Below are 23,764 nucleotides of genomic sequence, written 5' to 3'. Positions count from 1 at the left end.
TCACAGTTCCCTGCGGATGTCGACGATGCGCAGGATGCCGGCGACCATCAAGAGCACCAGCACCAGCAGCACCACGGCGTTGGCGGCGGCGGCCGGATATTGCAGCAGCGACATCTGGTTCTTCATCATGAGCGCGACGGATGCGCTCTGGCCGCCCGACATCACCTGCACGGTGGAGAAATCGGCCATCACCAGGGTGACGACGAAGATGGTGCCGATCGCCATGCCGGGCTTGGCCAGGGGGATGATGACGTTCCACAGCACTTGCCAGCCGGACGCGCCGGCATCGCGCGCGGCCTCGACCAGCGAACGGTCGATGCGCATCAGCGTGTTGAAGATCGGCGTCACCATGAACAGCGTGTAGAGATGCACCATGGCGAGCACGACCGCGAATTCCGAGTAGAGCAGCCATTCGATGGGTTTCGGCACCAGGCCCAAATGCACCAGCGTCGAGTTGATCAGTCCGTTGCGGCCGAGCACCGGGATCCACGAGATCATGCGGATAATGTTGGAGGTCAGGAACGGCACGGTGCAGACCAGGAACAGCACCATCTGCATGGCGGTGGTGCGGATATGAAACGCCAGGAAATAGGCGACCCAGAAGCCGATGAACAAGGTCAGCGCCCAGACGATGGCAGCGAATTTGATAGTGTTGAGATAAGTTTTCCACGTGACCCACGAGCCCAGTACGTCGGAATAGTTCGTGGTCAGGAAGTCCGGATACATGGCGGCGAAGTCGTAGTCCCAGAAGGACACGACGACGATCATGATGATGGGCAGGAGCAGGAACGCGCCAAGGATCAGCGCCAGGGGAGCCGATTGCAGGTAGGGCGTGACGACGCCGATGGAGGAGCGGCGTCGTCGGGCTGGTTTGGCGGCGGCGATTGCGGGGCGTTCGAGCGCGACTGTCATCAATGCTTCCGGTTCTTGGCGACGCGGCCTGAGCCGCTTTCCCTTCTCCCGCAAGGGGAGAAGGGGTAGAGGAGGCGCTTGTTGTTTCGCTTACGAGGCGATGAACTCGTTCCAGCGCTTCACCATGTAGCGGTCCTCGTCCATGACCGAGTTCCAGCAGGCGACCTTGCCCATGCGCTCTTCGAAGGAGCCGCCGTCGCGCACTGCGCCAGCCTTCTCCATGACGGTGCCGTCCGGCGCCTTGATCTCGCCCTTGGCCGGCTTGCCCTCGATCCAGTAGCCCCACTCGTCCTCGGACATGAACTTCTTGGCCGAGACCATGTTGGCCGAGTAGTAGCCCTGGCGGTTGAGGTATCCGCCGACCCAGCCCGACGTGTACCAGTTGATGTATTCATAAGCCGCGTCGAGCTCGGCGCCCTTGAGATGGGCGGCGAGGCCAAGGCCGCCGCCCCATGAGCGATAGCCTTCCTTGAGCGGCTGGAAGCGGCAGGCGATGCCCTTGGAGCGCACGGCGGCGACGGCCGGCGACCACATCGACTGAATGACGACTTCGCCCGACGCCATCAGGTTGACGCTCTCGTCGAAGGATTTCCAGAAGGCACGGAACTGGCCGGCTTGCTTGGCCTTGATCAGGAAGTCGATCGTCTTGTCGATCTCGTCCTTGGTCATGTTGCCCTTGTCGGCATATTTGATGTTGCCGGTGGCCTCCATGATCATCGCCGCATCCATGATGCCGATGGACGGGATGTTGAGGATCGCGGTCTTGCCCTTGAAGGCCGGGTCCATGATGTCGGCCCAGGTGGTGATGTCACGGCCGACGAGGTCGGGGCGGATGCCAAGCGTGTCGGCGTTGTAAATGGTCGGCACCATGGTGAACCAGTTGGTCGGTGCCTTGGCGAAGGTCTTGCTATCCTGCGCCTCGACGTAACCAACGGTGTGCGGCGCGGTACCCTGGGCAATCACGCTGTCGGGTGTGAGCTTGCCGGTTTTGAACAGCGGCACCAACTCGTCGTAATATTTCAGCTTGCTGACATCCATCGGCTGCAGCACGCCGGTGGGGAACACCTTCTTGCAGATCCAGTATTCGATGTCGGCGATATCGTAGCTGTCGGGTTGGGTCACGGCGCGCTGCGCGGCGGCGTCGGAATCGGTCGCGGTCATCTCCAGGGTGATGCCGAGGTCGGCCTTGCATTTGTCGGCGATGGCGTTGAGGTTCGACACGCCGGTGCCGAACTGGCGCAGCGTGATGTTGGACTGCGCCCAGATGGTCGGAAAGCCTGTGATGACGCCCGAGCCGGCGGCGAGGCCGACGGCGGCGGCACCTGTCTTGAGCAGCGAGCGGCGCGAAATGCCAGTCTTGGTTTTCGATGTGTTTGTCATGCCTTATTCCCCTGTCTTGTTTGCTTCGTTGAATTCATGAATGAAGATGGCCAAGGACGATCGCATCCTGCGAATCCCAGGCGAGCGGTACGGCGTCGCCAATGGCCACGGGTCTGGCGAAGAAGTCGGAATCGTTGATGATGACGGTGAAATCGTCGATGCCGGCACCGGTGACCGACAGCTTCACCGTGGCGCCGCGATATTCGATGTTGGAGACGATGCCGGTGAAGCCGAGGCCAAGCGCAGGCGCGTCGCCGATGCGCACATGGTCCGTGCGGATGGCGATGTCGATCGGTGCGCCCGGCTCCCGGCCGTGACCGCGGGCGGCGAGCGAGCCGCCGCCAATGACGTCGAAGACGACCATGCCGTCACGTGCCCCGGTGACCCGGCCGGAGATGACATTGTGGTCACCCATGAAGCGCGCGACGAAGGCCGTGGCCGGCCGTTCGAACACGTCGCGAGGAGGCGCCGCCTGTTCGATGCGGCCGTCATTCATCACCACGATCAGGTCCGCCAAGGCCATGGCCTCCTCCTGGCTGTGGGTGACGTGGACGAAGGTGATGCCGAGCGAGGTCTGTAGTTTCTTCAGCTCGACGCGCATGCGGACCTTCAGGAACGGGTCGAGCGCCGAGAGCGGCTCGTCGAGCAGCAGCGCTTCCGGATCGGTGATCAACGCCCGGGCGAGCGCCACGCGCTGCTGCTGGCCGCCGGAAAGCTGCGCGGGCCGGCGCGTCGCATAGGCCTCCATCTGCATCAGCTTCAGCATGTCGAGCGCCTTGGCGCGGCGCTGCTCCTTGTCGACGCCCTTCATCTTCAGGCTGAAGGCGACATTGTCGATGAGGTCGAGATGCGGGAACAACGCATAGGACTGGAACATCATTGCCGTGCCGCGTTTGGCCGGCGGCAGGTCGGTGACGACGGTGTTGCCGAGCCGAACGTCACCGGACGAGATGCTTTCGTGACCAGCGATCATGCGCAACGTCGAGGTTTTGCCGCAGCCGGAGGGGCCGAGCAGGCAGCAATAGGTGCCCGCCGGAATCTTCAGGCTGATGTCCTCGACGGCGGTCGTCGTTCCATAGACTTTCGAAACGGACACGATGTCGATCTCGGCGGCTTTGGACATTCACGCTTCCCCGTTTGGCCGCACTACACAAAGCATCATGCGTGCCAATCCGGGGATGACCGGCCAAGCGCTTGAATTGTCTGAAAGATCAGGATTCTTGCCCACTGGCTATCTCGGAGGCTACTTTGTGCATTGCACAAATTGTGAGCTATTGCGCGCAATTTTGTACAAAAATCGTATGCAATCTTTTTTGGCTTCGTGTTCACTTTGCCTCTCGTGAAAAGACGACGAGTCGCGCTAGAAGAGGGCGGGAACCATCATCGCCATGAACATCACCGATCGGGTCTATTCCGCCGCCGATAGCGCCAACCAGGATCGCGCCCAGGCGATCCGTGACAATCTGCGCGACGCCATCGTCGATCGGAGGCTGGCGCCGGGCACCAAGCTGTCGGAGGGCGAGGTCGGCACGTTGTTCGACGTGTCGCGCACCGTCGCTCGAGCGGCGCTGCAGATGCTGTCTTTCGAAGGGCTGGTGCGCATCGAGCGCAATCGTGGCGCCTTCGTCGCCAATCCATCACCCGAGGAAGCGCGCCAGCTGTTCGCCTCGCGCCGGCTGATCGAGCCGGGTATCGCCACTGCCGCCTGCGAACGGGTAACAGCCGCCGACATCGTCGCCTTCAGGGCGCAACTCGACGAGGAGGGCCGCTTCATCGCCGAGCGCGGTCCGACGGCGCGGCGTTCCGAAATCAAGGCGTCCGGCGATTTCCATCTGCTGCTCGCTTCGGTCGCCGGCAATGCCATCCTGCAGCGCTTCATGGAGGAACTGGTTGCGCGCTCGTCGCTTGTCATTGCACTTTATGGACGGTCTGGCGTATCGGCCTGCGGCCACAGTGAGCACACGGGTATTGTCGGTGCGCTGGAGAGCAGCGATTCCGGGCTGGTGAGCCGCTTGATGCTGCACCACATCGACCATATCGAGGCGGATCTCGATCTGCGCGTCAGGGCAGGTCCGGCGCTCCGTGAGGCTCTCAATTTCTGACGTTTTCGTCTTCCGTGGGAAGAGGGGCTGCGTGCCCGGCAGCCTTGCGGCGCAGCAACTTGGTGAGCTTCCAGATCGTCGGGCTGTTCTTGACAAAGGCCTTCAGCCGCGCGCCTTGGCGAAGTGCCCCTGCCAACGCACGGCCCTTGAGCGTCAGCGGGACCAGGACCTCGAGATGCCGGGTTTCGATATCGCACCATAGCCGCTTGTAGGGTTCGTCTCCGACGGAGAAATCATAAACCGCGAACCCGCTCCGGCAGGCATGCTGGATGTTGTCGAAGAACAGGAAGTCGCCCGGGCTGGTGTTGGCGAGATCGTCCTCGGCGATCGCTCCGAACTCGCAGATCAGGCGACTGCCCGAGCGGCTCGATCCGGTGACGGCGCGCAGCTTGCCGGCGACCTCCAGCCCGTGCAGCACGAAGCTGGGCTTGTCCTCGGCAACTGCTTGCGTGAACAGCCCTCGGAAGAAGGCGCGTGTCCGGTCGTCACCGAAGACGTTGGCAACGCCCATCTTGCGGAAACGCTGTTCCTTCATCTCGAAGAACGCATCGAGCAGCCTCTCCACCTCGTCGGCGCTACGCGCCTCGATCCGCCTGTGGCTGCCGACGGCCTCGAACTTGCGCGTCTGCGAACGATGCTTCTTGCGTTTGCGCTTGCCGCTGGCACGCAGCAGCAGCGCATCGAACCCGCCGCTGAGGTCGACGGCCAGCGAAAGATTGGGGCTGGCGAAATGATCGAGCGATGCCAGCGGATTGGCGATGCCGTCGAGATCGGGCAGCAATCTTTCCAGCGCGATGAGATCGATATCGGGCCGGGATCTGGCAATCGCCGCGAGCATCGACCGGATGGCCGTGAGGTCGCTGCTGGCCAGCCATTGCGGTTCGGCGGCGCAGAAATTGCCATTGGCGTGGCGGCCGCCCATGAACTGGGCGACCCGCAAGGGGCCACGCCTGACCACCTCCAACGCCAATGCGAAGGCCGGCTTGCCCTCCAGGTCAAGCGTGGCGATGAGCAGATCTGGCTTGACCTCGGCGGCCCAGTTCAAGACCCATGCCGCACTCTGCGCCGGCGCACAGAGCGCCGAACTGCAGAACGCCGCATACGATGCGAGCCCCTCGGCGGCGTCAACGGAAACCGACAGCCCCGCGGCATTCCCAGGCAGTGCGCGTGGCGAAGCCTCCGCGAGCCGCTTGCCATCAAATGACGCGGTTGCGTCAACCATACCTCAATCCTTAAGGCGTATTGATCCCGATTTGGGGGGCGCCCGGGCGTATTCCGTGCTTGGATAGCCTAGGCGCAAAAGGTGAATGAATGATCGACGGTGGGGAGGCAATCCGGAAACTGGCGCTCAATTTCGCCCGCTATACCGGCCTCGCACCACTGGCCAGGCCGTTTGTCGGCGGCATTGGCGCCATCCTGATGCTGCACCGCGTGACGGCGACACCTGAAAAGCCCGACAGCGTCAACCGGCACCTCAACATCGCGCCCAGTTTCCTCGATGCGGTGATCGGCGACATGAGAGCGGATGGCTATGCCTTCGTCTCGATGGACGAAGCCGTGGAGCGCATCAAGGCAGGCGGGAAGGGCGGCCGGTTCGCCACCATCACCGCCGACGATGCCTATCGCGACAACATGACGGAGGCCCTGCCGGTGCTGGAGAAGCATGGCGCGCCGCTCACCATCTATGTCGCTCCCGGGCTGATCGATGGTTCCGCCCACCTTTGGTGGGATGTGGTCGAGGATGTCGTCAATGCCCGCGATCGCCTCACCTTGCCGACATCGGACGGCCCGACGGTGATCGATTGCGCGACCCCCGCCAGGAAACATCAGGCTATCGCCCGCCTGCATGCCTATTTCACCACCGAGGTCCGCGAGGAGGACCTGCGGAGCGTGCTGCGCGATCTGGCCGCTTCGAATGGCGTTGACGCGGACGCCCCACGCCTGCGCACGCTGATGAACTGGGATGAGATCCGCACCACCGCCGCGCATCCGCTGGTGACGATAGGCGCCCACACGATCAATCACAGCAATCTGAAACGGCTTTCCGAGCCCGATGCGCGGCGCGAGATCGGGGCTGTCAAGGACATGCTCCGGACCGGGCTCGGCGAGGAGCCGCGCCATTTCGCCTATCCCTACGGCTACGCCAGCGCCGTCGGCTGCCGCGAAGTGGGTTTTGCGCGCGACGCCGGCTATGCCTCCGCCGTGACAACCCGTCACGGCGTGCTGCGCGCCGAACATGCCGGCTTCCTGCATGCCTTGCCGCGGATTTCGGTCAATGGCCGCTACCAGAGCCTGGCCCATATCCGCACCATGCTGTCGGGCGTGACGACGCCACTCGCCAATGCCGGCAAGATGCTCGTTACTGTCTGACTTGCGTACGGCCTGACCGGGCAGGGCTCAGCGCTTGGCGCGCGGCTCCAGCATCAGCCATTTGATGATGCCCATCGCCGGCAGCACCCAGAGCAGGCCGCTGAGCAGGAAGAACAGGAATTGCACCAGCGCGCCCGATTCCGACAGGCGGGCTACCGCGAAGATCGAGGCGACCAGCGCGTAGATAATGACCAGCGCCAACAGCAGGAACATTCCGATCAGCTTTTTCAGGCGAATGGGCATGGTACGGTCTCGTTGATGGCTACCGCTTAGGCCGAACGCAGGACGCGCGCAACCCACGACATCGGGCGCGACGGCGTGCCGCGCTGCCCGGCCTTGCCAGCAGGAGTGCGATGGTCCACCAATCCGCGACATTCAACCTGCCGGGAAGTACCCATGGCCGCCATCACTGCCGCCGCGCCGTATCAGGCCCGCGACCGCGACCTGCATAACCGGGCACTCGTGCGCGGCTGGCTGTACGTCGTGCTTCTCGTGCTGTTTGCGCTGGTGCTGGTCGGCGGCGCCACGCGGTTGACCGAATCCGGCCTGTCGATCACCGAATGGCAGCCGGTCCATGGCGTCATCCCGCCGCTCAATGACGCGGAGTGGCAGGAGGAATTCCGGCGCTATCAGCAGATCCCGCAATACACCGAGCTCAACAAGGGCATGAGCGTCGAGGCATTCAAGTCGATTTTCTGGTGGGAATGGGCGCATCGCCTGCTGGCGCGCAGCGTCGGCTTGGTCTTTGCCTTGCCGCTGCTGGTCTTCTGGGCGACGCGCCGCATCGAGCGCCGCCTTGGGCCGAAACTGGTCGGCATTCTGCTTCTCGGCGGCCTGCAGGGCGCCATCGGCTGGTGGATGGTGGCCTCCGGCCTGGTCGACCGAGTGTCGGTGAGCCAGTACAGGCTGGCGACGCATCTCACGCTGGCGGCACTGATCTTCACCGCAACCATGGTCGTCGCGCGTGGCCTTGCGCCGCATTCCGAACCAGCGGCTGATCGCCCGACGCAGCGTCTGGCTGGTTTCATCGTGCTTCTGGCGCTGATCCAGATTTATCTCGGCGGTCTGGTCGCCGGTCTCGACGCCGGCATGAGCTACAACACCTGGCCGCTGATGGACGGCCGGATCATTCCTGGCGATCTGCTCATCCTCGAGCCGGCGTGGCGCAACTTCTTCGAGAACCCGAAGACGGTGCAGTTCGTTCACCGGCTCGGCGCCTATACGGTTTTCGCCGTCGCCCTCTGGCACATGATTGCCACGCGTCGGCGGCTGCCCGGCTCAACGCATGCGCGACGCGCGACACTGTTGTTCGTTCTGGTGCTGGTGCAGGCTTCGATCGGTATCGGTACGCTGCTGACGCAGGTGCCCCTGCACATGGCGCTGACCCATCAGGCTTTTGCGCTTGTCGTGCTGGGCCTTGCCGCCGCGCATTGGCGCGGCACCAAGGGTGCCTATCCCTTGCCCAACGAGGTTGCCGTCGGACGCTGAGTGCGGCCGATCACATCCAGAATTCGTTCGACTGCGTCGTCTTCTCGCCGTCGAATTCAGCCTGACGCAATGCGGCGGCGGATGGTGCGGACTGGCCCTGATTGGCCTTGGCCCCTTGTCGGCGGCTTTGGCCGCGTCCGCGGCCTGCAAGGCAGCAAGCTTGGCCTTGAGCGCGGCGATATCCTGCTGCAGCTTGGCGGCGTCCACCTGGTCCTGGGCCGCCTTGGCCTGGTCCTCCAAGGCCTGGATCTGCGTTTGGAGCGCGGCTTCCTGAGCCGCGTTGTCGGATGAACTGGACGCGGAGTACTGGATTGCTTGCGAGGAAGCCGAAATCGCGCTGACCATGACGAATCCTAAGTGGAAAGCCTGATTACCTCAATAGCGTCCATTGTGGTGAACGAACGGTTAACGAGGCTGGCATTCACCCTCAAAAGCCGCGCCGCACTGTTCGGATCGCTGTCGCAATCGCTTCCAGCGCCGGGGGGAAACCGGCGCGTCGATCACAGACCGAGCATCAGGTCCATGTTCTGGACGGCTGCACCCGAAGCACCCTTGCCGAGATTGTCGTAGACCGCCAGCAGCAGCGCCTGGGCTCTGCTGTCATTGGCGAAGACATAGACCTTCATGCGGTTGGTGCCGTTGTAGATCTCCGGATCGATGTCCGGCACGCGCTCCAGATGCGCATAGGGCGCCACCTCGACCACACCGCCCTTGATCGCGGCGAAATGGTCAGCAATGGCGGCGTGAAGTTCGGGACCCGTCGGTACGCGGTCAAGGCCACCGAGTTGCAACGGCACAACCGTGATCATGCCTTGCGCGAAATTGCCCACCGCCGGCTGCATGATCGGATCATGCGACAACTTCGCATAGGCCTTCAATTCGGGCACGTGCTTGTGCTGCAGGGTCAGGCCATAGGGCAGGAACTCCGAGGCGTCCTCGCCCCTGGCGACGTAGTCTTCGATCATCGGGCGCCCGCCACCCGAATAGCCCGTAATGCCGTTGACCGCGATCGGGAAATTGGCCGGCAGCAGGCCTGCGGTGACCAGTGGCCTGAGCGTCGCGATCGGCCCCTGCGGCCAGCAGCCGGGATTGGCGACGCGTTTGGCGGTGGCGATCTTCTTCGCCTGCTCCCTGTCCAGTTCGGCGAAGCCATATTCCCAGCCTTCGGCCACGCGATGCGCGGTCGACGCATCGATGACCTTGGTGGTGTCGTTGGTGATCAGCGAGACGCTTTCCTTGGCTGCATCGTCGGGCAAGCACAGGATCGCGATATCGGCGGCGTTGAGGAATTCGGCGCGGGCCGCCGTTTCCTTGCGGCGCTCGACCGGAATGGAAATGATCTCCAGATCGCTGCGCTCGGCAAGCAGCGCCCGGATCTGGAGGCCAGTGGTGCCGTGCTCGCCGTCGATGAAGATTTTCGGTTTCATTGCCTGATCAAATTCCCTGAGGGCTATATGCCGTTGCCATGATTGACCGCGGCGCCATTGTGGTTGCCGTTGTTCAGCTCTTCGAGCCGCGCCTTTCGCTCGGCCAGCAGGCCGAGATACTGCATGGCCACCATCGAACCTGCGATCGCCGTTATATCGGCGTGATCATAGGCCGGCGCAACCTCCACGACATCGGCGCCGACAATATCGACCTGGTTGAGCTGACGCAGCGTCGACAGGATTTTCGCCGAGGACGGGCCGCCCGAAACCGGCGTGCCGGTTCCCGGTGCGTAGGCTGGATCGAGGCAGTCGATGTCGAAGGTCAGATAGGTCTTCTTGCCACCGGTGCGGTCGACGATGGCGTAGGCGATGTCGGAGGCCCGCATTTCCTCGATTTCATGGCCATAGAGAATCTTGATACCGAACGTGTCGGGCGCATGGGTGCGGATGCCGACCTGGATCGAGCGGTCGGGATCGATGATGCCTTCCTTGACCGCGCGGCCGACGAAGGAACCATGGTCGATGCGCTTGCCATCATCGGGCCATGTGTCCTGGTGGGCGTCGAACTGCACCAAGGCGAGCGGCCCGTGGATGGCGGCATGCGCCTTGAGCAGCGGCCAGGTGACGAAATGGTCGCCGCCGAGCGTTAGCAGGAAGGCGCCCGATTTCAGGATCTTGGCCGCTTCGCGCTCGATCGTGCCGGGCGTCTTCTGATGGTTGCCCGAGTCGAGCAGGCAGTCGCCGTAGTCGACCACGGCGAGGTGCTCGAACAGATCGCGTGAAAACGGGTATTGCGGGTCGTTGTCGAGGATCGCCGAGGCGCGGCGGATCGCCTGCGGCCCGAACCGGGCGCCCGGCCGGTTGGTGACGGCTGCGTCGAAGGGAATGCCCCACACCACCGCATCCGCGCCCTTCACGTCCTTGGTATATTTGCGCCGCATGAAAGACAGCGCGCCGGAATAGGTCGGCTCAAGGGCGCCACCCGTTTTGGAGCGGGCGGTGAAGGCATGGTCGATGTTCTTGGTCGCCATTACGGGTCCTCGTTTTCATCGGGGTGCAACAACTACAGAACCGGCATGGAAGATGCCAGTCACGGCTTGGGGAGACGAAATCGCGCCGCCCGGCTGCCACGGCAAGACAGGATTTGTATCATCATGACGCAGACCGCGTTTCTTAATCCGTCGGATGCCGTGGTGTCGACCCGCGCCGGCACGATCGCCGGTGATCGCTTCCAGGTCCTTGATTCGTGGCGCGGCATCTGCGCGTTGCTGATGGCGCTGTTTCATTTCCCGACCGCTTCGGCGATCTCGCAGAGCAGCTTTATCTGTTCGTCCTATCTCTTCGTCGACTTCTTCTTCGTCCTTTCCGGCTTCGTCATCGCCTCCAGCTATGCCAATCGGCTGAGCCGACCGGCAGAGGTTGCCCGCTTTGCGCTGGTCCGTTTCGGCCGCATCTATCCGCTGCATCTGATCATGCTTGCCGCCTTTGCCGCCTTCGAGCTGTTGCGGCTGGTGCTGCCGCAATTGCAGGGCACGGGGCCGCTCCCTTCACCGGCGGCTTCGACCTCAAGAGCTTGGCTGCCAATCTCCTTTTGCTGCAAGGTGTCGGCTTCGAGGATCGGTTGACATGGAACGCGCCAAGCTGGAGCATCTCGGCCGAGTTTTTCGCCTATCTTCTGTTTGCCGGCGTGGTCTTCGTCGCCGGCGCGCGCGCCTGGATATGGTTTGTTGCCGCCGCCGTCACCGCGCCGTTGTTCCTGCTCGGCTTCTCCACGCATCATATGGATGTGTCCTACGATTTCGGCTTCATCCGCTGCCTCTACGGCTTCTCGCTCGGCGCCCTGCTGGCCTGGTTTCAGCATGATTCCATTGCAGGGGCGCGACAGGTTCTGGTCGCAAACGGCCCGCGGCTGAGCTGGACTCTTGCCGAAATCGTCATGGTGGCCGTCATCGTTCTCTTTGTCTCGCTGGCGGGCGACAACGACGCCGGCATCGCCGCGCCCCTTGTGTTCGCCCTGGCGTTGTTTCTTTTCGCCCATGAAGGCGGCTGGATCAGCGCGTTGCTCAGGACGCCATTCATGCTGACGCTCGGCGCGCTGTCCTATTCAATCTACATGGTCCACATCTTCGTCCAGGCGCGCCTGATCAATGTCGCCGGGCTCGTCGAGCGCAAACTCGGCCTCGGCTTGATCGGCGACATCGTGCTGCGTGGCGAGCCCGCGACCGGCTTTGGCGCCAGCTGGACGGGGACTGTGACGATCGTCGTCATGCTTGCGGCCACCATCGCCGCGTCGTGGGTCACATGGCACCTGGGTCGAAATGCCTGCAATGGCCTGGTTTCGCCGGTTGTCGAAGCGCATCTGACCCACATCGCTGGCCAACCGCGAGTGCATGTCGCCCAAAAGTGACCTCGGTTTTGGGAAGACGACAAAGGCCCAAAGCGCGTCGCCTGAATCCGTTTCGACGCGACGCGCTTTAGCCGGCTTCGTTCACCTGGATGTCACTGAGGTCGCCTATCCCCGGCTCGATCCGGCAAGGAGCGATTCTCGATGCGGACGATCTGGCTGAGCCTTCTGCTTTCCACCGCGCTGGCCGCCGCCACCGGTCAGGCCTTGGCCGGCGAAACCCGCGCCAGGCAGATCCTCGACCGCTTCGAACATGCCAACCAGAGGCGCGATCATGTCATGGTGGCTGCTCATCGTGCCGGCAGCATGCAGGCCGGCAAGATGCTCTATGCGGAAAACTCGCTCGCGGCCGTCGAAGGCTCGATCGCGATCGGAGCCGAAATCGTCGAGGTCGACATCAGGCGCTCGAAGGACGGCGAGCTCATCGTCATGCATGACAGCTGGCTCGACCGCACGACGACCTGCAAGGGCGAGGTCATCAATTACACGCTGGGCGAACTGAAGAGATGCCGTCTGGTGATCGAGGGCACTCATGCCGTCACCAACGAACCCGTCTCGACATTGCGCGAGATGCTGATGGCGACGAGGGACAGAATCCTCATCAATCTCGACAACAAGCTCGAAGTCGGCGACCTCTCGGGCATGATCGCGGTGGCTCGGGATCTCGGCATGGCCGACCAGGTCATTGTCAAGGAAAACCTGTGGAACCAGAACAGGATCACCACGGTGAAAGCCGCCATGGCCGCGGCCGGCGGCGGCTTCCAGTTCATGCCGATCCTCGCCGATGACGCGGTGCATGATGCCGGTTTCGCCTCGACGGTCGACCACGCTTTCGCGCCGCGCGCGATCGAGATGATCAACTGGCGGGCTGGCGCAGAGACGTTGACCGAAACCGGCGGGCCGCTCTTCAGCACGCGTATGCGCGCCGAGGCGGTAAGGGGCGACTGGCATATCTGGGCCGACACCTATGCCATCGTCGACAAACCGGGCGGCTTCCTCGCCGGCGGCCGCGGCGACGAGCTGGCGATCCAGGCCAGCCTGCCGCGCGAGGCCTGGGGCTTCTGGGTCGATCGCGGCGCCACCATCATCCAGACCGACGAACCCAGGGCGGCGATCGACTGGCTAACGGCGAACGGTTATCGCGTGCCCTATGCCGGAACCGGCCAACGCATCGAGCCTGCCAAGACCGCCAGCATCAATTGATTTGCCGCGTCCAACGCAAAAAGGCCGCCCGGAGGCGGCCTTTTTCGATATCGACAGATCGAAACGCTTAGCGCTTCGAGAACTGGAAGGAGCGACGGGCTTTCGCCTTGCCGTACTTCTTGCGCTCGACGACGCGGCTGTCGCGGGTCAGGAAGCCACCCTTCTTGAGCACGGCGCGCAGCGCCGGCTCGTAGTAGGTCAGCGCCTTGGAGATGCCGTGCCGAACGGCACCGGCCTGGCCGGAGAGGCCGCCGCCGACGACGGTGGCGACGATGTCGTACTGTCCCGAACGGTTGGACGCGATGATCGGCTGGTTGAGGATCATCTGCAGGACCGGACGCGCGAAATAGGTCGCGAATTCCTTGTCGTTGACGACGATCTTGCCGGAGCCCGGCTTCACCCAGACGCGCGCAATGGCGTTCTTGCGCTTGCCGGTGGCATAGGCGCGGCCCGACTTGTCGAGCTTCTGGACGTGGACGGGGGCCGCGGCCTGCGTGTTCGTGTTGCCGGTGGCGGCGCCCAGTTCTGCGAGCGAGGAAAGCTCAGCCATCTTATGCGACCTTCTTGTTCTTGGAATTCAGCTTGGCCACGTCGAGGACTTCTGGCTGCTGGGCGACATGCGGATGCTCCGCGCCTGCATAGACGCGCAGGTTCTTCATCTGGCGACGGCCGAGCGGACCACGCGGGACCATGCGCTCAACGGCCTTCTCGACGACACGCTCGGGGAAACGGCCCTCGAGCAGCTGGCGCGCGGTGCGCTCCTTGATGCCGCCGGGGTGGCCGGTGTGCCAGTAATAGACCTTGTCGGTGAACTTCTTGCCGGTGAACACCACCTTGTCGGCATTGATGACGATGACGTTGTCGCCGTCGTCGACATGCGGGGTGAAGGTCGGCTTGTGTTTGCCGCGAAGATGATTGGCGATGACAGTGGCAAGACGGCCGACGACGAGACCCTCGGCGTCGATCAGGATCCACTTCTTCACCACATCCGCAGGCTTCTGCGAAAAGGTTGTCATGTTTTCTGCTCTCGGTTTTGACCTTCAGGAGTGAAGGCGTTTCTTGTTGCTTGGATTGGCGAAAGACGCTTGTCATCAGCCAATAACAAAACGGCGGCCTTTGCGGGCCGCTGCTTCGTGACGGCTTATAGGCGAGCTGAGTCACCGCGTCAAGGTGGCGGGAAAGTCTCGTAGCGCAGAAAATGCTATAGAAACAATAGGTTGGATTAAAGGTATTATTTTACCACATCAGGGCTGCGCTGCGGCGGGATCGAATAGGTACCCGTGGCATGGGCGATCGTCTGTCCGTGCGGACCGGCGACGATGTCGATGTCGAACACCATCAGGTTTTTTCCGAGCTTCAGGATGCGGCAATGGCCATCGATCGGCCCCGCCTCAGCCTTGCGCACGAAGTTGATGTTGAGGTTGGTGGTGACCGAGAGCGCATCCGGCCCGGCATGGCTGAGCACGCAGACATAGCCGCCGATGTCGGCCAGCGTGAACAGGGCAGGGCCCGACACCGTGCCGCCGGGGCGCAAATGCCGTTCGCCGGCAGTGAGCCGTACGATGCAGCCGCCCGGAAATACGTCGATCGCCCTGTAGGCGGCGGAACTCTCGTTGAGTTGCGGAAAGACGGTCTCCATCAGCACATTGATTTGCGCTGCGGTCAGCACCGGCTTGAGGTTGGTCTGGGCGGGCATGTCGGTCTCTCGTTCTGCGCATGCCTGTATGGGCGCAGCCGGGTGTTTCTGGCAACACATACATCGCCCTGGCGCAAGCGATGGGTGTTGGACGAAACCCGATCCAATATTAGATAGTCTGCCAGCACGACCGGAATCGCGGAGATCCTAGCCATGGCCGAAATCCTTGCCATCAAGCCTGCTGCCGACGAGGGCCCGGTCACGACGAAGTTGGACAAGGGCGTGCTGCGCCTGACGCTCGCCAATCCGCCCGCCAACGCCCTGTCGCTGGCGGTGATGGCGGCGCTGACGGCGGAACTCGACCGCGCCAAGGCCGACAGGGCCATTCGTGTCATCGTGCTGTCGGCGGCCGGCAAGGTGTTCTGCGCCGGCCACGACCTCAAGGAGATGACCGCACGGCGCGCCGACGCCGACCGCGGCAAGGCTTTCTTCGAACAGACGTTTGCCGCTTGCGTCACGCTGATGCAGACGATCGTGCGCCATCCCCTGCCTGTCATCGCCGAGGTTGACGGCCTGGCGACAGCCGCCGGCCTGCAACTGGTCGCTAGCTGCGACCTGGCGATCGCCTCGCATGAGGCGACCTTCTGTACGCCGGGCGTCAACATCGGCCTGTTCTGTTCGACGCCGATGGTGGCGCTGTCACGCAACGTCTCGCGCAAGCAGGCGATGGAGATGCTCTTGACCGGTGAGACGATCGACGCTGCGACCGCCAAGGAATTCGGCCTGGTCAACCGCGTCGTGCCGCGCGAGTACCTGAATCAGATTGTCAGCAAATACGCGCAAACCATTGCTTCCAAATCGTCGCTGGTGGTGAAGACCGGCAAGGAGGCCTTTTACGCGCAGGCCGAGATGGGCTTGGCGGATGCCTATGCCTATACCGGTCGGATCATGGTCGAGAACATGCTGGCGCGGGACGCGGAGGAGGGCATTGGCGCTTTCATAGGCAAGCGCAAGCCGGAATGGACGGACGAATAGGGCGAGGACCATGGAGCCGCGCATCTCCATCATCACCATCGCCACGGACGACCTGGATCGCGCGGTGCGTTTCTACGAGGCGATGGGTTTGAAACGCCACGCCGGGATCACCGACGGCGTCGCCTTCTTCCAGATGGGTGGCGCCATCCTCGGCTTATTCCCGCGCGCCAGCGCCGAAGAGGATTCCGGCATCACCTTCGCCAAGGCGCCCTCGGCCGTCTATCTCGCCTACAACACCCGTTCCGATGCCGAAGTCGACGAGGTGCTCGCCATGGCCGAAAAGGCAGGCGGAAGGATCGTTAAGCCGGCCGGCCGCGCCTTCTGGGGCGGGTGGTACGGCTATTTCACCGACACTGATGGGCATGTATGGGAAGTCGCACACAACCCTGCCTTTCCGATTGCCGACGACGGCACGATTTCGCTGCCTGATTGATGGGTTACCGCAAGCAGCTGACACGGCTCAAGGCACCGTATCTCAAGCGCATCCTGCTCGACCCCGAGCGGGTAGCGGACTGGGAAAAATACCCCTGGAACCTGCCGCTGTTTCGCGGCCACGAATTCCAGCTCGACTTCACCACGCCGATCACCATCATAGTTGGCGAGAACGGCACCGGCAAATCCACTTTGCTGGAAGCTATCGGCGCGCTGGCCGGCTACGACGAGGCCGGCGGTGGCAAGGGTTACCGCCCGGTCGACCACTCCAGCGCCATCGACAAGAGTGGAGCGGCGCTGGCGAACACATTCCGTGGCCACTGGCTGCCAAAAGTCACCGCCGGCTGGTTCTTTCGCGCCGAATCCTTCTATTCGGTGGCCCGCTATCTCGACCAGGCGGCGCTGGATTCTGGTGGTGCGCCGCCTGATTTCCTGTCCTGGTCGCATGGCGAAGGCTTCATCCGCTTCTTCGAGGAGCGCTGCCGCAGGCAAGGGATCTATATTCTCGACGAGCCCGAGAGCGCGCTGTCGCCGTCGCGCCAGATCGAATTGCTGAAGATGCTGCGGCGCATGGATCAATCGGGCACCGCCCAGGTGATCATGGCGACCCATTCGCCGCTGTTGATGGCCTGTCCCGGCGCGCAACTGTTCCGCATCAGCCGCTTCGGGCTCGAGCCCGCCGACTTTCGTGATACTGACCACTTCCGCATGCTGCGCGATTTCAGCAATGACCCGGATGGTTTTCTCACCGAGGCGTTGTATGAGGACGAGGCATGAATCACGACAGCTACGACAACACCTATATCGGCGGCATCCTCAATTCGGTGAAGACCATCGCCATGGTCGGCGCGTCGGCGAACGACGTCAGGCCGAGCTATTTCGTGCTGAAATACCTGCTGGCCAAGGGGTTTTCGGTGTTCCCGATCAATCCCGGCCAGGCCGGCAAGGAAATCCTCGGCCGAATGACCTATGCCAGGCTGGCCGACATCCCCGAGCCGATCGACATGGTCGATGTCTTCCGCAATGCCGCGGCGGTTGCCGGCATCGTCGACGAGGTGTTGCAACTCGATCCGTTGCCGAAAGTCATCTGGATGCAGCTCGGCGTGCGTCATGACGAGGCTGCCGCACGCGCGGAGGCAGCCGGAATCAAGGTGGTGATGAACCGCTGCCCCAAGATCGAATACGGCAAGCTATCCGGCGAGATCGGCTGGACCGGCGTCAACTCCGGGGTGCTGTCGTCGAAGAAGCCGCTGATGCGCCAGGGCTTCCAGAGTTTTGGCGTGCGCCAGAAATAGACGCAACGCAGGGGCGCAAAATTATTCCGCGGAATACCGCATTATCCTGCAGTATGGTCGAAGGATCGGCACCGAAAGGTATTTTCTTCTTTGCATTCGCACGCCGCCTTCGCCAAGAATGCGCGGCCAATTTGAGAAGTTCAAAGGGAGGTTTCAGTGACCCGTTCGCCCGGTTTCAACACGCTCGCCGTCCATGCCGGCGCCAAGCCCGATCCGGCCACCGGCGCGCGCGCCACGCCGATCTACCAGACGACCTCCTTCGTCTTCGATGACGCCGACCACGCCGCTTCGCTGTTCGGGCTAAAGGCTTTCGGCAACATCTACACCCGCATCATGAACCCGACCCAGGCAGTGCTCGAAGAGCGCGTCGCGGCTCTCGAAGGCGGCACGGCCGCGCTGGCGGTGGCATCCGGCCATGCCGCGCAGGTCATCGTGTTCCACAATCTGATGCAGCCCGGCGACAATTTCGTCGCCGCCAACAAGCTTTACGGTGGTTCGATCAACCAATTCGGCCATGCCTTCAAGAATTATGGCTGGGAGGTGCGCTGGGCCGACACCAATGATCTCTCGACCTTCGAGAACCAGATCGACGACAGGACCAAGGCGATCTTCATCGAGAGCCTGGCCAATCCGGGCGGCACCTTCGTCGACATTGAGAAGATCGGCGACATCGCCCGCAAGCATGGCTTGCCGCTGATCGTCGACAACACGCTGGCCTCGCCCTACCTCATTCGCCCGATCGAGCACGGCGCCGATATCGTCGTGCATTCGCTGACCAAGTTCATCGGCGGTCACGGCAATTCGATCGGCGGCGTCATTGTCGACGGCGGCACCTTCGACTGGTCGAAATCGAGCAAATACCCAATGCTGTCGGAACCGCGCCCCGAATATGGCGGCCTTGTCCTGCACGAAACGTTCGGCAATTTCGCTTTCGCCATCGCCGCCCGTGTGCTCGGCCTGCGCGATCTCGGCCCGGCGATCTCGCCGTTCAACGCCTTCCTTATCCTGACTGGCCTCGAAACCTTGCCGCTACGCATGCAGCGCCATTGCGACAACGCGATCACGGTCGCCGGCTGGCTGTCCAACCATCCGAAGGTCGCCAGGGTGAACTATCCCGGCCTGCCTGGGGACAAAAACAATGCCTTGCAGAAGAAATACTCGCCACAGGGCTCCGGCGCCGTGTTCACCTTCGGCCTCAAGGGCGGCTATGAGGCGGGCATCAAATTCGTCGAGGCACTCGAACTCTTCTCGCATCTGGCCAATGTCGGCGACACCAAGTCGCTGGTCATCCATCCGGCATCGACCACGCACCGCCAGCTTTCTGACGAGCAGAAGGTCAAGGCCGGTGCGGGGCCGGATACGGTGCGGCTGTCCATCGGCATCGAGGATGTGACCGATATCGTCGCCGACCTCGAACAGGCACTCGCCAAGGTTTGATTGCTGATGACCGCGTTTCTTCCTGTCGACACCAAAAGCGTCGAGCCCGAATCCGGCGCGCCCGCGCCGGATCGCGTGATCTCGGGCGATCCGAAATTCCGCACCTGGAACGTCGAGGAGCGCGACAGCGGCCTCTATGCCGGCATCTGGGAATCGACCCCCGGCAAATGGCGCATCGTCTATGACGAATGGGAGTTCTGCCACATTCTCTCCGGCGTCTCGGTGATCGCGGAGGACGGCGGCGAGGCGCGCACGGTCAAGGCCGGCAACAGTTTCGTCTTGAGGCCGGGCTTCAAGGGAAGCTGGGAAGTCCTTGAAACGACTCGCAAGGAGTATGTGATCAAGCTTTGAAAGCTTGATCACATATCGAGGATCGGATCGGATTTCCGGGCAACTCACTAGCTAGAAATCGACGGCAAGCGCCTCCAGCCCATGGAAGTGGTAAGTGTCGCGGAAGCGGGGCTCTTCGGCAAGATGCAGTTGCGGGTGCCGCTCGAACAAAGTCTTCAGCGAAACCTGCAATTCGAGGCGGGCGAGCGGCGCGCCGATGCAGAAATGGATGCCGGCGCCGAACGACACGTTCTTCTGATCAGTCCGCTCCGGCCGGAAGTCCTGCGGTTCGGCGAAGGCAAGCGGATCATGATTGGCCATGCCAAGCAAAAGCCCGATCGTCTGGCCCGGTCGCACAACGATGCCGGGTGAGATTTCGATCTCCTCATAGGCGTAGCGCATGAACATGTGCAGCGGCGCGTCGAAACGCAGGCATTCCTCGACCGTTGCCGCCGTCGCTTCCGGTGAGGTGAAGAAGCGGCGCGGGTCGCCCCCTTGCGTCAGGATCGAGCGCACGGCATTGCCGGTCTGGTGCACTGTCGCTTCATGGCCGGCGTTGAGCAGCAGGATGGCCGAGGAGACCATCTCGTCCTCGGATAATTTCTGGCCGTCGTCCTGGGCCGAGATCAGCAGTGACAGCAGGTCATCGCCCGGGTTCTTGCGCCGCTCGGCGACGTAACGGCGCAGGAAATCGGAAAATTCGCCTGCGGCGCGGTTGGCCGTCTCCTCGGTCTCGCGGGTGCGGCCATGGATGTACATGGCGACCATTTGATGTGACCAGTCGAGCAGCTGCGGGCCCATTTCAACTGGCACGCCGAGCATTTCGGCGATGATGGTGATCGGCAGCGGGGAGGCGAAGGCCGGCAGGAGGTCGACGGCCTTGCGAGGTTCGAAACGATCGATCAATTCATTGGCGAGCGCCTCGACACGCGGCCGCAATCGTTCGACCTGACGCGAGACGAAGGCACGGTTGACCAGTGTCCTTAGCCGGGTGTGCACCGGTGGCTCCAGTTCCAGCATAGAATTGGCTTCGATGCGGTCGAATGCCTTGAGATGACTTCGATCCTCGCCGATGCCGCGGCTATCGGGAATGCCGGTCGGGTTCTGGCGGCCGAAGCGGCGGTCGCGCAGCAGTCGGTTGACATCGTCGAAGCCGCCGAAGCACCAGAAGCCGAACTCTTCCCAGTAAAACGCATTCGAGACGCCATGCAGGAAGGCATAGGCCTCATACGGGTTCAGGAAGAAGGCCGGCTCGTGCGGGTCGAGCCTGAGTTGGCGGGTAGTTGGATCAAGGGCGAGGTAAGGAGGTGTCAATTTGGTCATTCCAGACCAATAGCGCGGCTTGCCAGCTTGGTTCCAGACCGTATGTTGCGTGCGACAGCCCGATGCATTGAGCCAGCCAGTAGGGTCGCGGAAGGTCTGAACGGATGAATGTGATCGTTGTCGGCGCGGGTATCGCGGGTCTCTCCACGGCGTGGTCGCTGGTCAAGGCAGGCCACGCCGTGTCGATCGTCGAGCAGGGGCCGATCCCCAATCCGCTGGCGGCATCGGGCGACCATCACCGCATCATTCGCCGCGCCTACCGCGCTGGAACCGGCTATGGGCGGCTGATCACCGAAGCCTATGAGGCCTGGGACGAGATGTGGGCCGATCTCGGCGAGAATCACCTCGATCCCAGGGGATTCGTCTGCGTTTCGCGCGAGCCCGGCGATGAGGCCGAGGAATACCGCGAGGGTCTGGAAGGGGGCAATTTCCCTTTCGAATTGCTGGAACCGGACGCTGCCGTCGAGCGCTGGCCGTTCCTTGAGGCCGGCTCGTTCCGCTACGCCTATTTCTCGCCGGAAGGCGGCGCGCTGCATTGCCGCGGAATAGCGGCGGGGCTGGCCAAATGGCTGCGCGCCAACGGAGCCAACGTCTACGAGCATAGCAAGGTGACGGAGATCGATGCCGAGGCCGGCCATATCGTGTTGGAAAGCGGCGAGACGATGCAGGCAGACCGCATCGTCGTTGCCGCTGGCGCCTGGGTGCTGAAGCTATTCCCCGAGCTCGGCGGCGAATTGAGGACTTTTCGCACCGCGCTCGCCTATGTCGAGCCGCCGGCCGATCTCAAGGCCGCATGGGAGGCCGCGCCCGTCATTCTCGATGTCGGCGGCAAGACCGACGGCTATATGATCCCGCTCACTCGCGGTGCCGGCATGAAATTCGGCTCGGGCCTGCACAAGGTGCCGACCAGCGACGCCGACTGGAACCGCGAGCCGGTGCCCGGAGAGGGCGAGGCGATCCGCAACCTGTTTTCACCGCCGATCGCCCGGATTGACGAGTACAAGGTGACCGAAGTGGTCACCTGCGCCTACACCTTCACTGATGACGAGAAATTCCTCGCCTATGAGCGAGGCAAGTGCCTGGTCGTCTCGGCCTGTTCCGGCCATGGCTACAAGTTCGGCGCGGCTGTCGGTCGTCGTGTGGCCAAAGCCATGGGCGATGGTGATGTCGGCCGTCTCAAGGCTTGGCTGCGGGCCGAGGTGGCCTAAGCTCAGTCCTGGCAGTGCCTTGGAATATGCACGCGGCGCCAGCCGGACGAGCCTTCGCGCACCAGCACGCGGCGCGGGACGGTCTGGTAGGAGGCGGGAATATCGATGACGCGCCTTTGCTCGGGCCGCACCAGCACCTCCTCGGCGATGCTGTCATATTGCGCCGGAATGACGACGCGCCGCGTGCGCTCGGGCTGGATCACCATCGTCTCGGCGACACGTTCGTAGCGCGCCTTGTGCCAGACCTTGCACAACACCCGGCGGCCATGAATGACACGCCATTCCCACGAGTAGCCGCCATCATCGACCCTGACTGTGTGATAGATGGTCCGGGTGATTGGCGGGATCACCTCATATTGGACCTGGGCCGGCACGGTCATCACGACACGCTCGCGCGTGCCATAAATCGGCGGATCATAGTCGACGATCTGCTGGCCGGGAGGGCTGACCATGACGTCTTCGTAGACAGTGTCGTAAACGGCCGGCGTGCGGACGGGCTCGTAGCATTCGACGGCGCGGCCGCCTGCCGCCGTTTGCGAAATCGAGGCGAGCAGGGTAAGCCCGGCAATGGTGAAGCATGCGGTTTTCCCAGGCATGGCACTCCCCCGTTTGAACTGTAAGCACAAGTTCAACGTTGGATTGTAGGGGAAGCCGTTGCCGAGAAAAGCGGTTTCAGCGCATTTCGTTAAGTGACGAGGTTAAGAAACTGCTACCTGGCGGGGGCAGGCTCGGTATTTCGGTTCGGCGTAGCATCAGCTGCTGCTAATCCTTGCCCGGAAGCTTGATTCGACTTACCCAGATGGCTAGGACGGGTCGGCCTTGCACAAGGATGAGCCGGCATCCTATTTACATCGTAACGATCCAGAACCGATTCTGCCCGAACTGCCAGCCTGCCCGGCGCCGGAAATCCCACCGCGAGAAGAGATAACTGATGAAGAATCCCGTCGAAACCTACATGAACCTCGTTCCGATGGTGGTCGAACAGACCAATCGCGGCGAGCGGGCCTACGACATTTTCTCGCGTCTCCTCAAGGAGCGCATCATTTTTATCACCGGTCCGGTCGAGGACGGCATGGCGACGCTGGTTTGCGCGCAGCTCCTGTTCCTCGAAGCCGAAAACCCGAAGAAGGAAATCAACCTCTATATCAATTCGCCGGGTGGCGTCGTCACTTCGGGCATGGCGATCTACGACACAATGCAGTTCATCAAGCCGGCCGTGTCGACGCTGTGCATCGGCCAGGCGGCCTCGATGGGCTCGCTGCTTTTGACCGCCGGCCACAAGGACATGCGCTTCGCCACGCCGAACGCCCGCATCATGGTTCACCAGCCGTCCGGCGGCTTCCAGGGCCAGGCGTCCGATATCGAGCGTCACGCCCAGGACATCATCAAACTGAAGCGCCGTCTCAACGAGGTCTATGTCAAGCACACCGGCAAGAGCTATGACGAGATCGAGAAGACGCTCGACCGCGACCATTTCATGACCGCCGACGAGGCCAAGGATTTCGGCCTGATCGACAAGGTCATTTCGTCGCGCGAGGCGGCCGAGGGGGCATTGGCATAAAGGCTAGTGGCAGTTGGATGGCACCATCACGCGCTTTTGGCGCGTCTTGCGGCATTTCGGCCACAATTGGCTGTTCCCTCGGACGTTGGGATTGCCTACGTTAAGGCTATGTTGATTTTCGACGGCTTAGCTTTGCATGGGGAAGCTGCGAATCATTGCCACGTTTTCTGATTTGTGTTTCGTACGGAATACGTTGCGGGAGCCGGAACACTGGCGGCGGC

At 62.6% G+C, this 23,764-nt stretch carries 27 protein-coding genes; 15 read left to right on the top strand and 12 right to left on the bottom strand.

All coding sequences use genetic code 11. The features are described 5' to 3' along the window. From C7I87_RS16190 to C7I87_RS16180, 3 genes are all read right to left on the bottom strand, one after another. Positions 1 to 912, bottom strand: coding sequence for an ABC transporter permease (locus tag C7I87_RS16190; protein ID WP_149905134.1), 912 nt, complete (start codon positions 910 to 912; stop codon positions 1 to 3). A 90-nt stretch (positions 913 to 1,002) separates the two neighbouring features. Further along, on the bottom strand, positions 1,003 to 2,292 hold the full coding sequence (locus tag C7I87_RS16185) for an ABC transporter substrate-binding protein (RefSeq protein ID WP_149905133.1): 1,290 nt from the start codon (positions 2,290 to 2,292) through the stop codon (positions 1,003 to 1,005). A 34-nt stretch (positions 2,293 to 2,326) separates the two neighbouring features. Further along, complete coding sequence (locus C7I87_RS16180) at positions 2,327 to 3,415, bottom strand: ABC transporter ATP-binding protein (protein ID WP_149905132.1); 1,089 nt, start codon at positions 3,413 to 3,415, stop codon at positions 2,327 to 2,329. Positions 3,416 to 3,680: 265 nt separating this feature from the next. Here C7I87_RS16180 and C7I87_RS16175 point away from each other — a divergent pair, with 265 nt between their 5' ends. Further along, positions 3,681 to 4,394: a GntR family transcriptional regulator gene (locus C7I87_RS16175; RefSeq protein ID WP_149905131.1), complete on the top strand. Its 714-nt coding sequence runs from the start codon at positions 3,681 to 3,683 to the stop codon at positions 4,392 to 4,394. Here C7I87_RS16175 and C7I87_RS16170 read toward each other — a convergent pair. After that, complete coding sequence (locus tag C7I87_RS16170; RefSeq protein ID WP_149905130.1) at positions 4,384 to 5,616, bottom strand: GNAT family N-acetyltransferase; 1,233 nt, start codon at positions 5,614 to 5,616, stop codon at positions 4,384 to 4,386. The genes C7I87_RS16175 and C7I87_RS16170 overlap by 11 nt on opposite strands. A gap of 89 nt (positions 5,617 to 5,705) precedes the next feature. Between C7I87_RS16170 and C7I87_RS16165 the strand changes: the two genes are divergently transcribed. Then, a complete protein-coding gene (locus tag C7I87_RS16165) occupies positions 5,706 to 6,764 on the top strand; it encodes a polysaccharide deacetylase family protein (RefSeq protein ID WP_149905129.1) in 1,059 nt (352 codons plus the stop codon). A gap of 27 nt (positions 6,765 to 6,791) precedes the next feature. Here the strand turns inward: C7I87_RS16165 and C7I87_RS16160 are convergent, their stop codons facing one another. Next, on the bottom strand, positions 6,792 to 7,007 hold the full coding sequence (locus C7I87_RS16160) for a DUF2842 domain-containing protein (protein WP_027143610.1): 216 nt from the start codon (positions 7,005 to 7,007) through the stop codon (positions 6,792 to 6,794). Between the two features lie 153 nt (positions 7,008 to 7,160). Here C7I87_RS16160 and C7I87_RS16155 point away from each other — a divergent pair, with 153 nt between their 5' ends. Continuing rightward, positions 7,161 to 8,252, top strand: a complete 1,092-nt coding sequence (locus tag C7I87_RS16155) for a COX15/CtaA family protein (RefSeq protein ID WP_149905128.1) — start codon at positions 7,161 to 7,163, stop codon at positions 8,250 to 8,252. A gap of 81 nt (positions 8,253 to 8,333) precedes the next feature. Beyond that, the gene (locus C7I87_RS35595; protein ID WP_210250637.1) at positions 8,334 to 8,543 is read left to right on the top strand and encodes a hypothetical protein; all 210 of its coding nucleotides are present in this window, start codon (positions 8,334 to 8,336) and stop codon (positions 8,541 to 8,543) included. A gap of 209 nt (positions 8,544 to 8,752) precedes the next feature. Here C7I87_RS35595 and argC read toward each other — a convergent pair whose 3' ends face one another. Together argC and speB are read right to left on the bottom strand one after the other, a co-directional pair. Next, positions 8,753 to 9,679: an N-acetyl-gamma-glutamyl-phosphate reductase gene (argC, locus tag C7I87_RS16150; protein ID WP_149905127.1), complete on the bottom strand. Its 927-nt coding sequence runs from the start codon at positions 9,677 to 9,679 to the stop codon at positions 8,753 to 8,755. Positions 9,680 to 9,702: 23 nt separating this feature from the next. Then, the gene (speB, locus tag C7I87_RS16145) at positions 9,703 to 10,710 is read right to left on the bottom strand and encodes an agmatinase (RefSeq protein WP_149905126.1); all 1,008 of its coding nucleotides are present in this window, start codon (positions 10,708 to 10,710) and stop codon (positions 9,703 to 9,705) included. Between the two features lie 123 nt (positions 10,711 to 10,833). Between speB and C7I87_RS36475 the strand changes: the two genes are divergently transcribed. From C7I87_RS36475 to C7I87_RS16135, 3 genes are all read left to right on the top strand, one after another. Next, positions 10,834 to 11,304 (top strand): acyltransferase family protein, encoded by a 471-nt coding sequence (locus C7I87_RS36475; protein ID WP_281409060.1) that lies wholly within the window; start codon positions 10,834 to 10,836, stop codon positions 11,302 to 11,304. Continuing rightward, positions 11,253 to 12,086: an acyltransferase family protein gene (locus C7I87_RS16140; protein ID WP_281409059.1), complete on the top strand. Its 834-nt coding sequence runs from the start codon at positions 11,253 to 11,255 to the stop codon at positions 12,084 to 12,086. The genes C7I87_RS36475 and C7I87_RS16140 overlap by 52 nt, the downstream gene beginning before the upstream one ends. 141 nt (positions 12,087 to 12,227) lie before the next feature. Further along, positions 12,228 to 13,286: a glycerophosphodiester phosphodiesterase family protein gene (locus tag C7I87_RS16135; protein ID WP_149905125.1), complete on the top strand. Its 1,059-nt coding sequence runs from the start codon at positions 12,228 to 12,230 to the stop codon at positions 13,284 to 13,286. A 67-nt stretch (positions 13,287 to 13,353) separates the two neighbouring features. On the opposite strand, the gene rpsI is transcribed toward C7I87_RS16135, so the two are convergent. The 3 genes from rpsI to C7I87_RS16120 form a co-directional block, all read right to left on the bottom strand. Next, positions 13,354 to 13,836, bottom strand: coding sequence for a 30S ribosomal protein S9 (rpsI, locus tag C7I87_RS16130; protein WP_010915637.1), 483 nt, complete (start codon positions 13,834 to 13,836; stop codon positions 13,354 to 13,356). Position 13,837: 1 nt separating this feature from the next. Beyond that, entirely contained in the window at positions 13,838 to 14,302 is a 465-nt protein-coding gene (gene rplM / locus C7I87_RS16125; protein ID WP_010915638.1) for a 50S ribosomal protein L13, read from the bottom strand. Positions 14,303 to 14,517: 215 nt separating this feature from the next. Further along, on the bottom strand, positions 14,518 to 14,982 hold the full coding sequence (locus C7I87_RS16120) for a PaaI family thioesterase (protein WP_149905124.1): 465 nt from the start codon (positions 14,980 to 14,982) through the stop codon (positions 14,518 to 14,520). 153 nt (positions 14,983 to 15,135) lie between these two features. On the opposite strand from C7I87_RS16120, the gene C7I87_RS16115 reads away from it, so the two are divergent. The 6 genes from C7I87_RS16115 (at position 15,136) to C7I87_RS16090 (ending at position 19,472) form a co-directional block, all read left to right on the top strand. After that, the gene (locus C7I87_RS16115; protein WP_149905123.1) at positions 15,136 to 15,957 is read left to right on the top strand and encodes an enoyl-CoA hydratase; all 822 of its coding nucleotides are present in this window, start codon (positions 15,136 to 15,138) and stop codon (positions 15,955 to 15,957) included. A gap of 10 nt (positions 15,958 to 15,967) precedes the next feature. Beyond that, entirely contained in the window at positions 15,968 to 16,390 is a 423-nt protein-coding gene (locus tag C7I87_RS16110; RefSeq protein WP_149905122.1) for a VOC family protein, read from the top strand. Continuing rightward, positions 16,390 to 17,166 carry an AAA family ATPase gene (locus C7I87_RS16105; protein ID WP_149905121.1) on the top strand — a complete coding sequence of 259 codons (777 nt, stop codon included), beginning with the start codon at positions 16,390 to 16,392 and terminating at the stop codon, positions 17,164 to 17,166. The genes C7I87_RS16110 and C7I87_RS16105 overlap by 1 nt, the downstream gene beginning before the upstream one ends. Then, positions 17,163 to 17,684 carry a CoA-binding protein gene (locus tag C7I87_RS16100; RefSeq protein ID WP_149905120.1) on the top strand — a complete coding sequence of 174 codons (522 nt, stop codon included), beginning with the start codon at positions 17,163 to 17,165 and terminating at the stop codon, positions 17,682 to 17,684. The genes C7I87_RS16105 and C7I87_RS16100 overlap by 4 nt, the downstream gene beginning before the upstream one ends. A 156-nt stretch (positions 17,685 to 17,840) precedes the next feature. After that, positions 17,841 to 19,121 (top strand): O-acetylhomoserine aminocarboxypropyltransferase, encoded by a 1,281-nt coding sequence (locus tag C7I87_RS16095; protein WP_149905119.1) that lies wholly within the window; start codon positions 17,841 to 17,843, stop codon positions 19,119 to 19,121. Positions 19,122 to 19,127: 6 nt separating this feature from the next. Next, a complete protein-coding gene (locus C7I87_RS16090; protein WP_149905118.1) occupies positions 19,128 to 19,472 on the top strand; it encodes a cupin domain-containing protein in 345 nt (114 codons plus the stop codon). Between the two features lie 51 nt (positions 19,473 to 19,523). Here C7I87_RS16090 and C7I87_RS16085 read toward each other — a convergent pair whose 3' ends face one another. Continuing rightward, positions 19,524 to 20,774 carry a cytochrome P450 gene (locus C7I87_RS16085; RefSeq protein WP_149905117.1) on the bottom strand — a complete coding sequence of 417 codons (1,251 nt, stop codon included), beginning with the start codon at positions 20,772 to 20,774 and terminating at the stop codon, positions 19,524 to 19,526. 104 nt (positions 20,775 to 20,878) lie between these two features. Between C7I87_RS16085 and C7I87_RS16080 the strand changes: the two genes are divergently transcribed. After that, on the top strand, positions 20,879 to 21,982 hold the full coding sequence (locus tag C7I87_RS16080; RefSeq protein WP_149905116.1) for an NAD(P)/FAD-dependent oxidoreductase: 1,104 nt from the start codon (positions 20,879 to 20,881) through the stop codon (positions 21,980 to 21,982). Positions 21,983 to 21,984: 2 nt separating this feature from the next. On the opposite strand, the gene C7I87_RS16075 is transcribed toward C7I87_RS16080, so the two are convergent. Next, positions 21,985 to 22,578 carry a hypothetical protein gene (locus C7I87_RS16075; RefSeq protein WP_149905115.1) on the bottom strand — a complete coding sequence of 198 codons (594 nt, stop codon included), beginning with the start codon at positions 22,576 to 22,578 and terminating at the stop codon, positions 21,985 to 21,987. A 335-nt stretch (positions 22,579 to 22,913) separates the two neighbouring features. On the opposite strand from C7I87_RS16075, the gene clpP reads away from it, so the two are divergent. Next, entirely contained in the window at positions 22,914 to 23,543 is a 630-nt protein-coding gene (clpP, locus tag C7I87_RS16070) for an ATP-dependent Clp endopeptidase proteolytic subunit ClpP (protein ID WP_027028064.1), read from the top strand. Positions 23,544 to 23,764 lie beyond the last annotated feature (221 nt).

The sequence above is a fragment of the Mesorhizobium sp. SARCC-RB16n genome (assembly GCF_008520305.1).
Taxonomy (GTDB): domain Bacteria; phylum Pseudomonadota; class Alphaproteobacteria; order Rhizobiales; family Rhizobiaceae; genus Mesorhizobium.
This window is presented reverse-complemented; position numbering and strand designations above follow the sequence as displayed.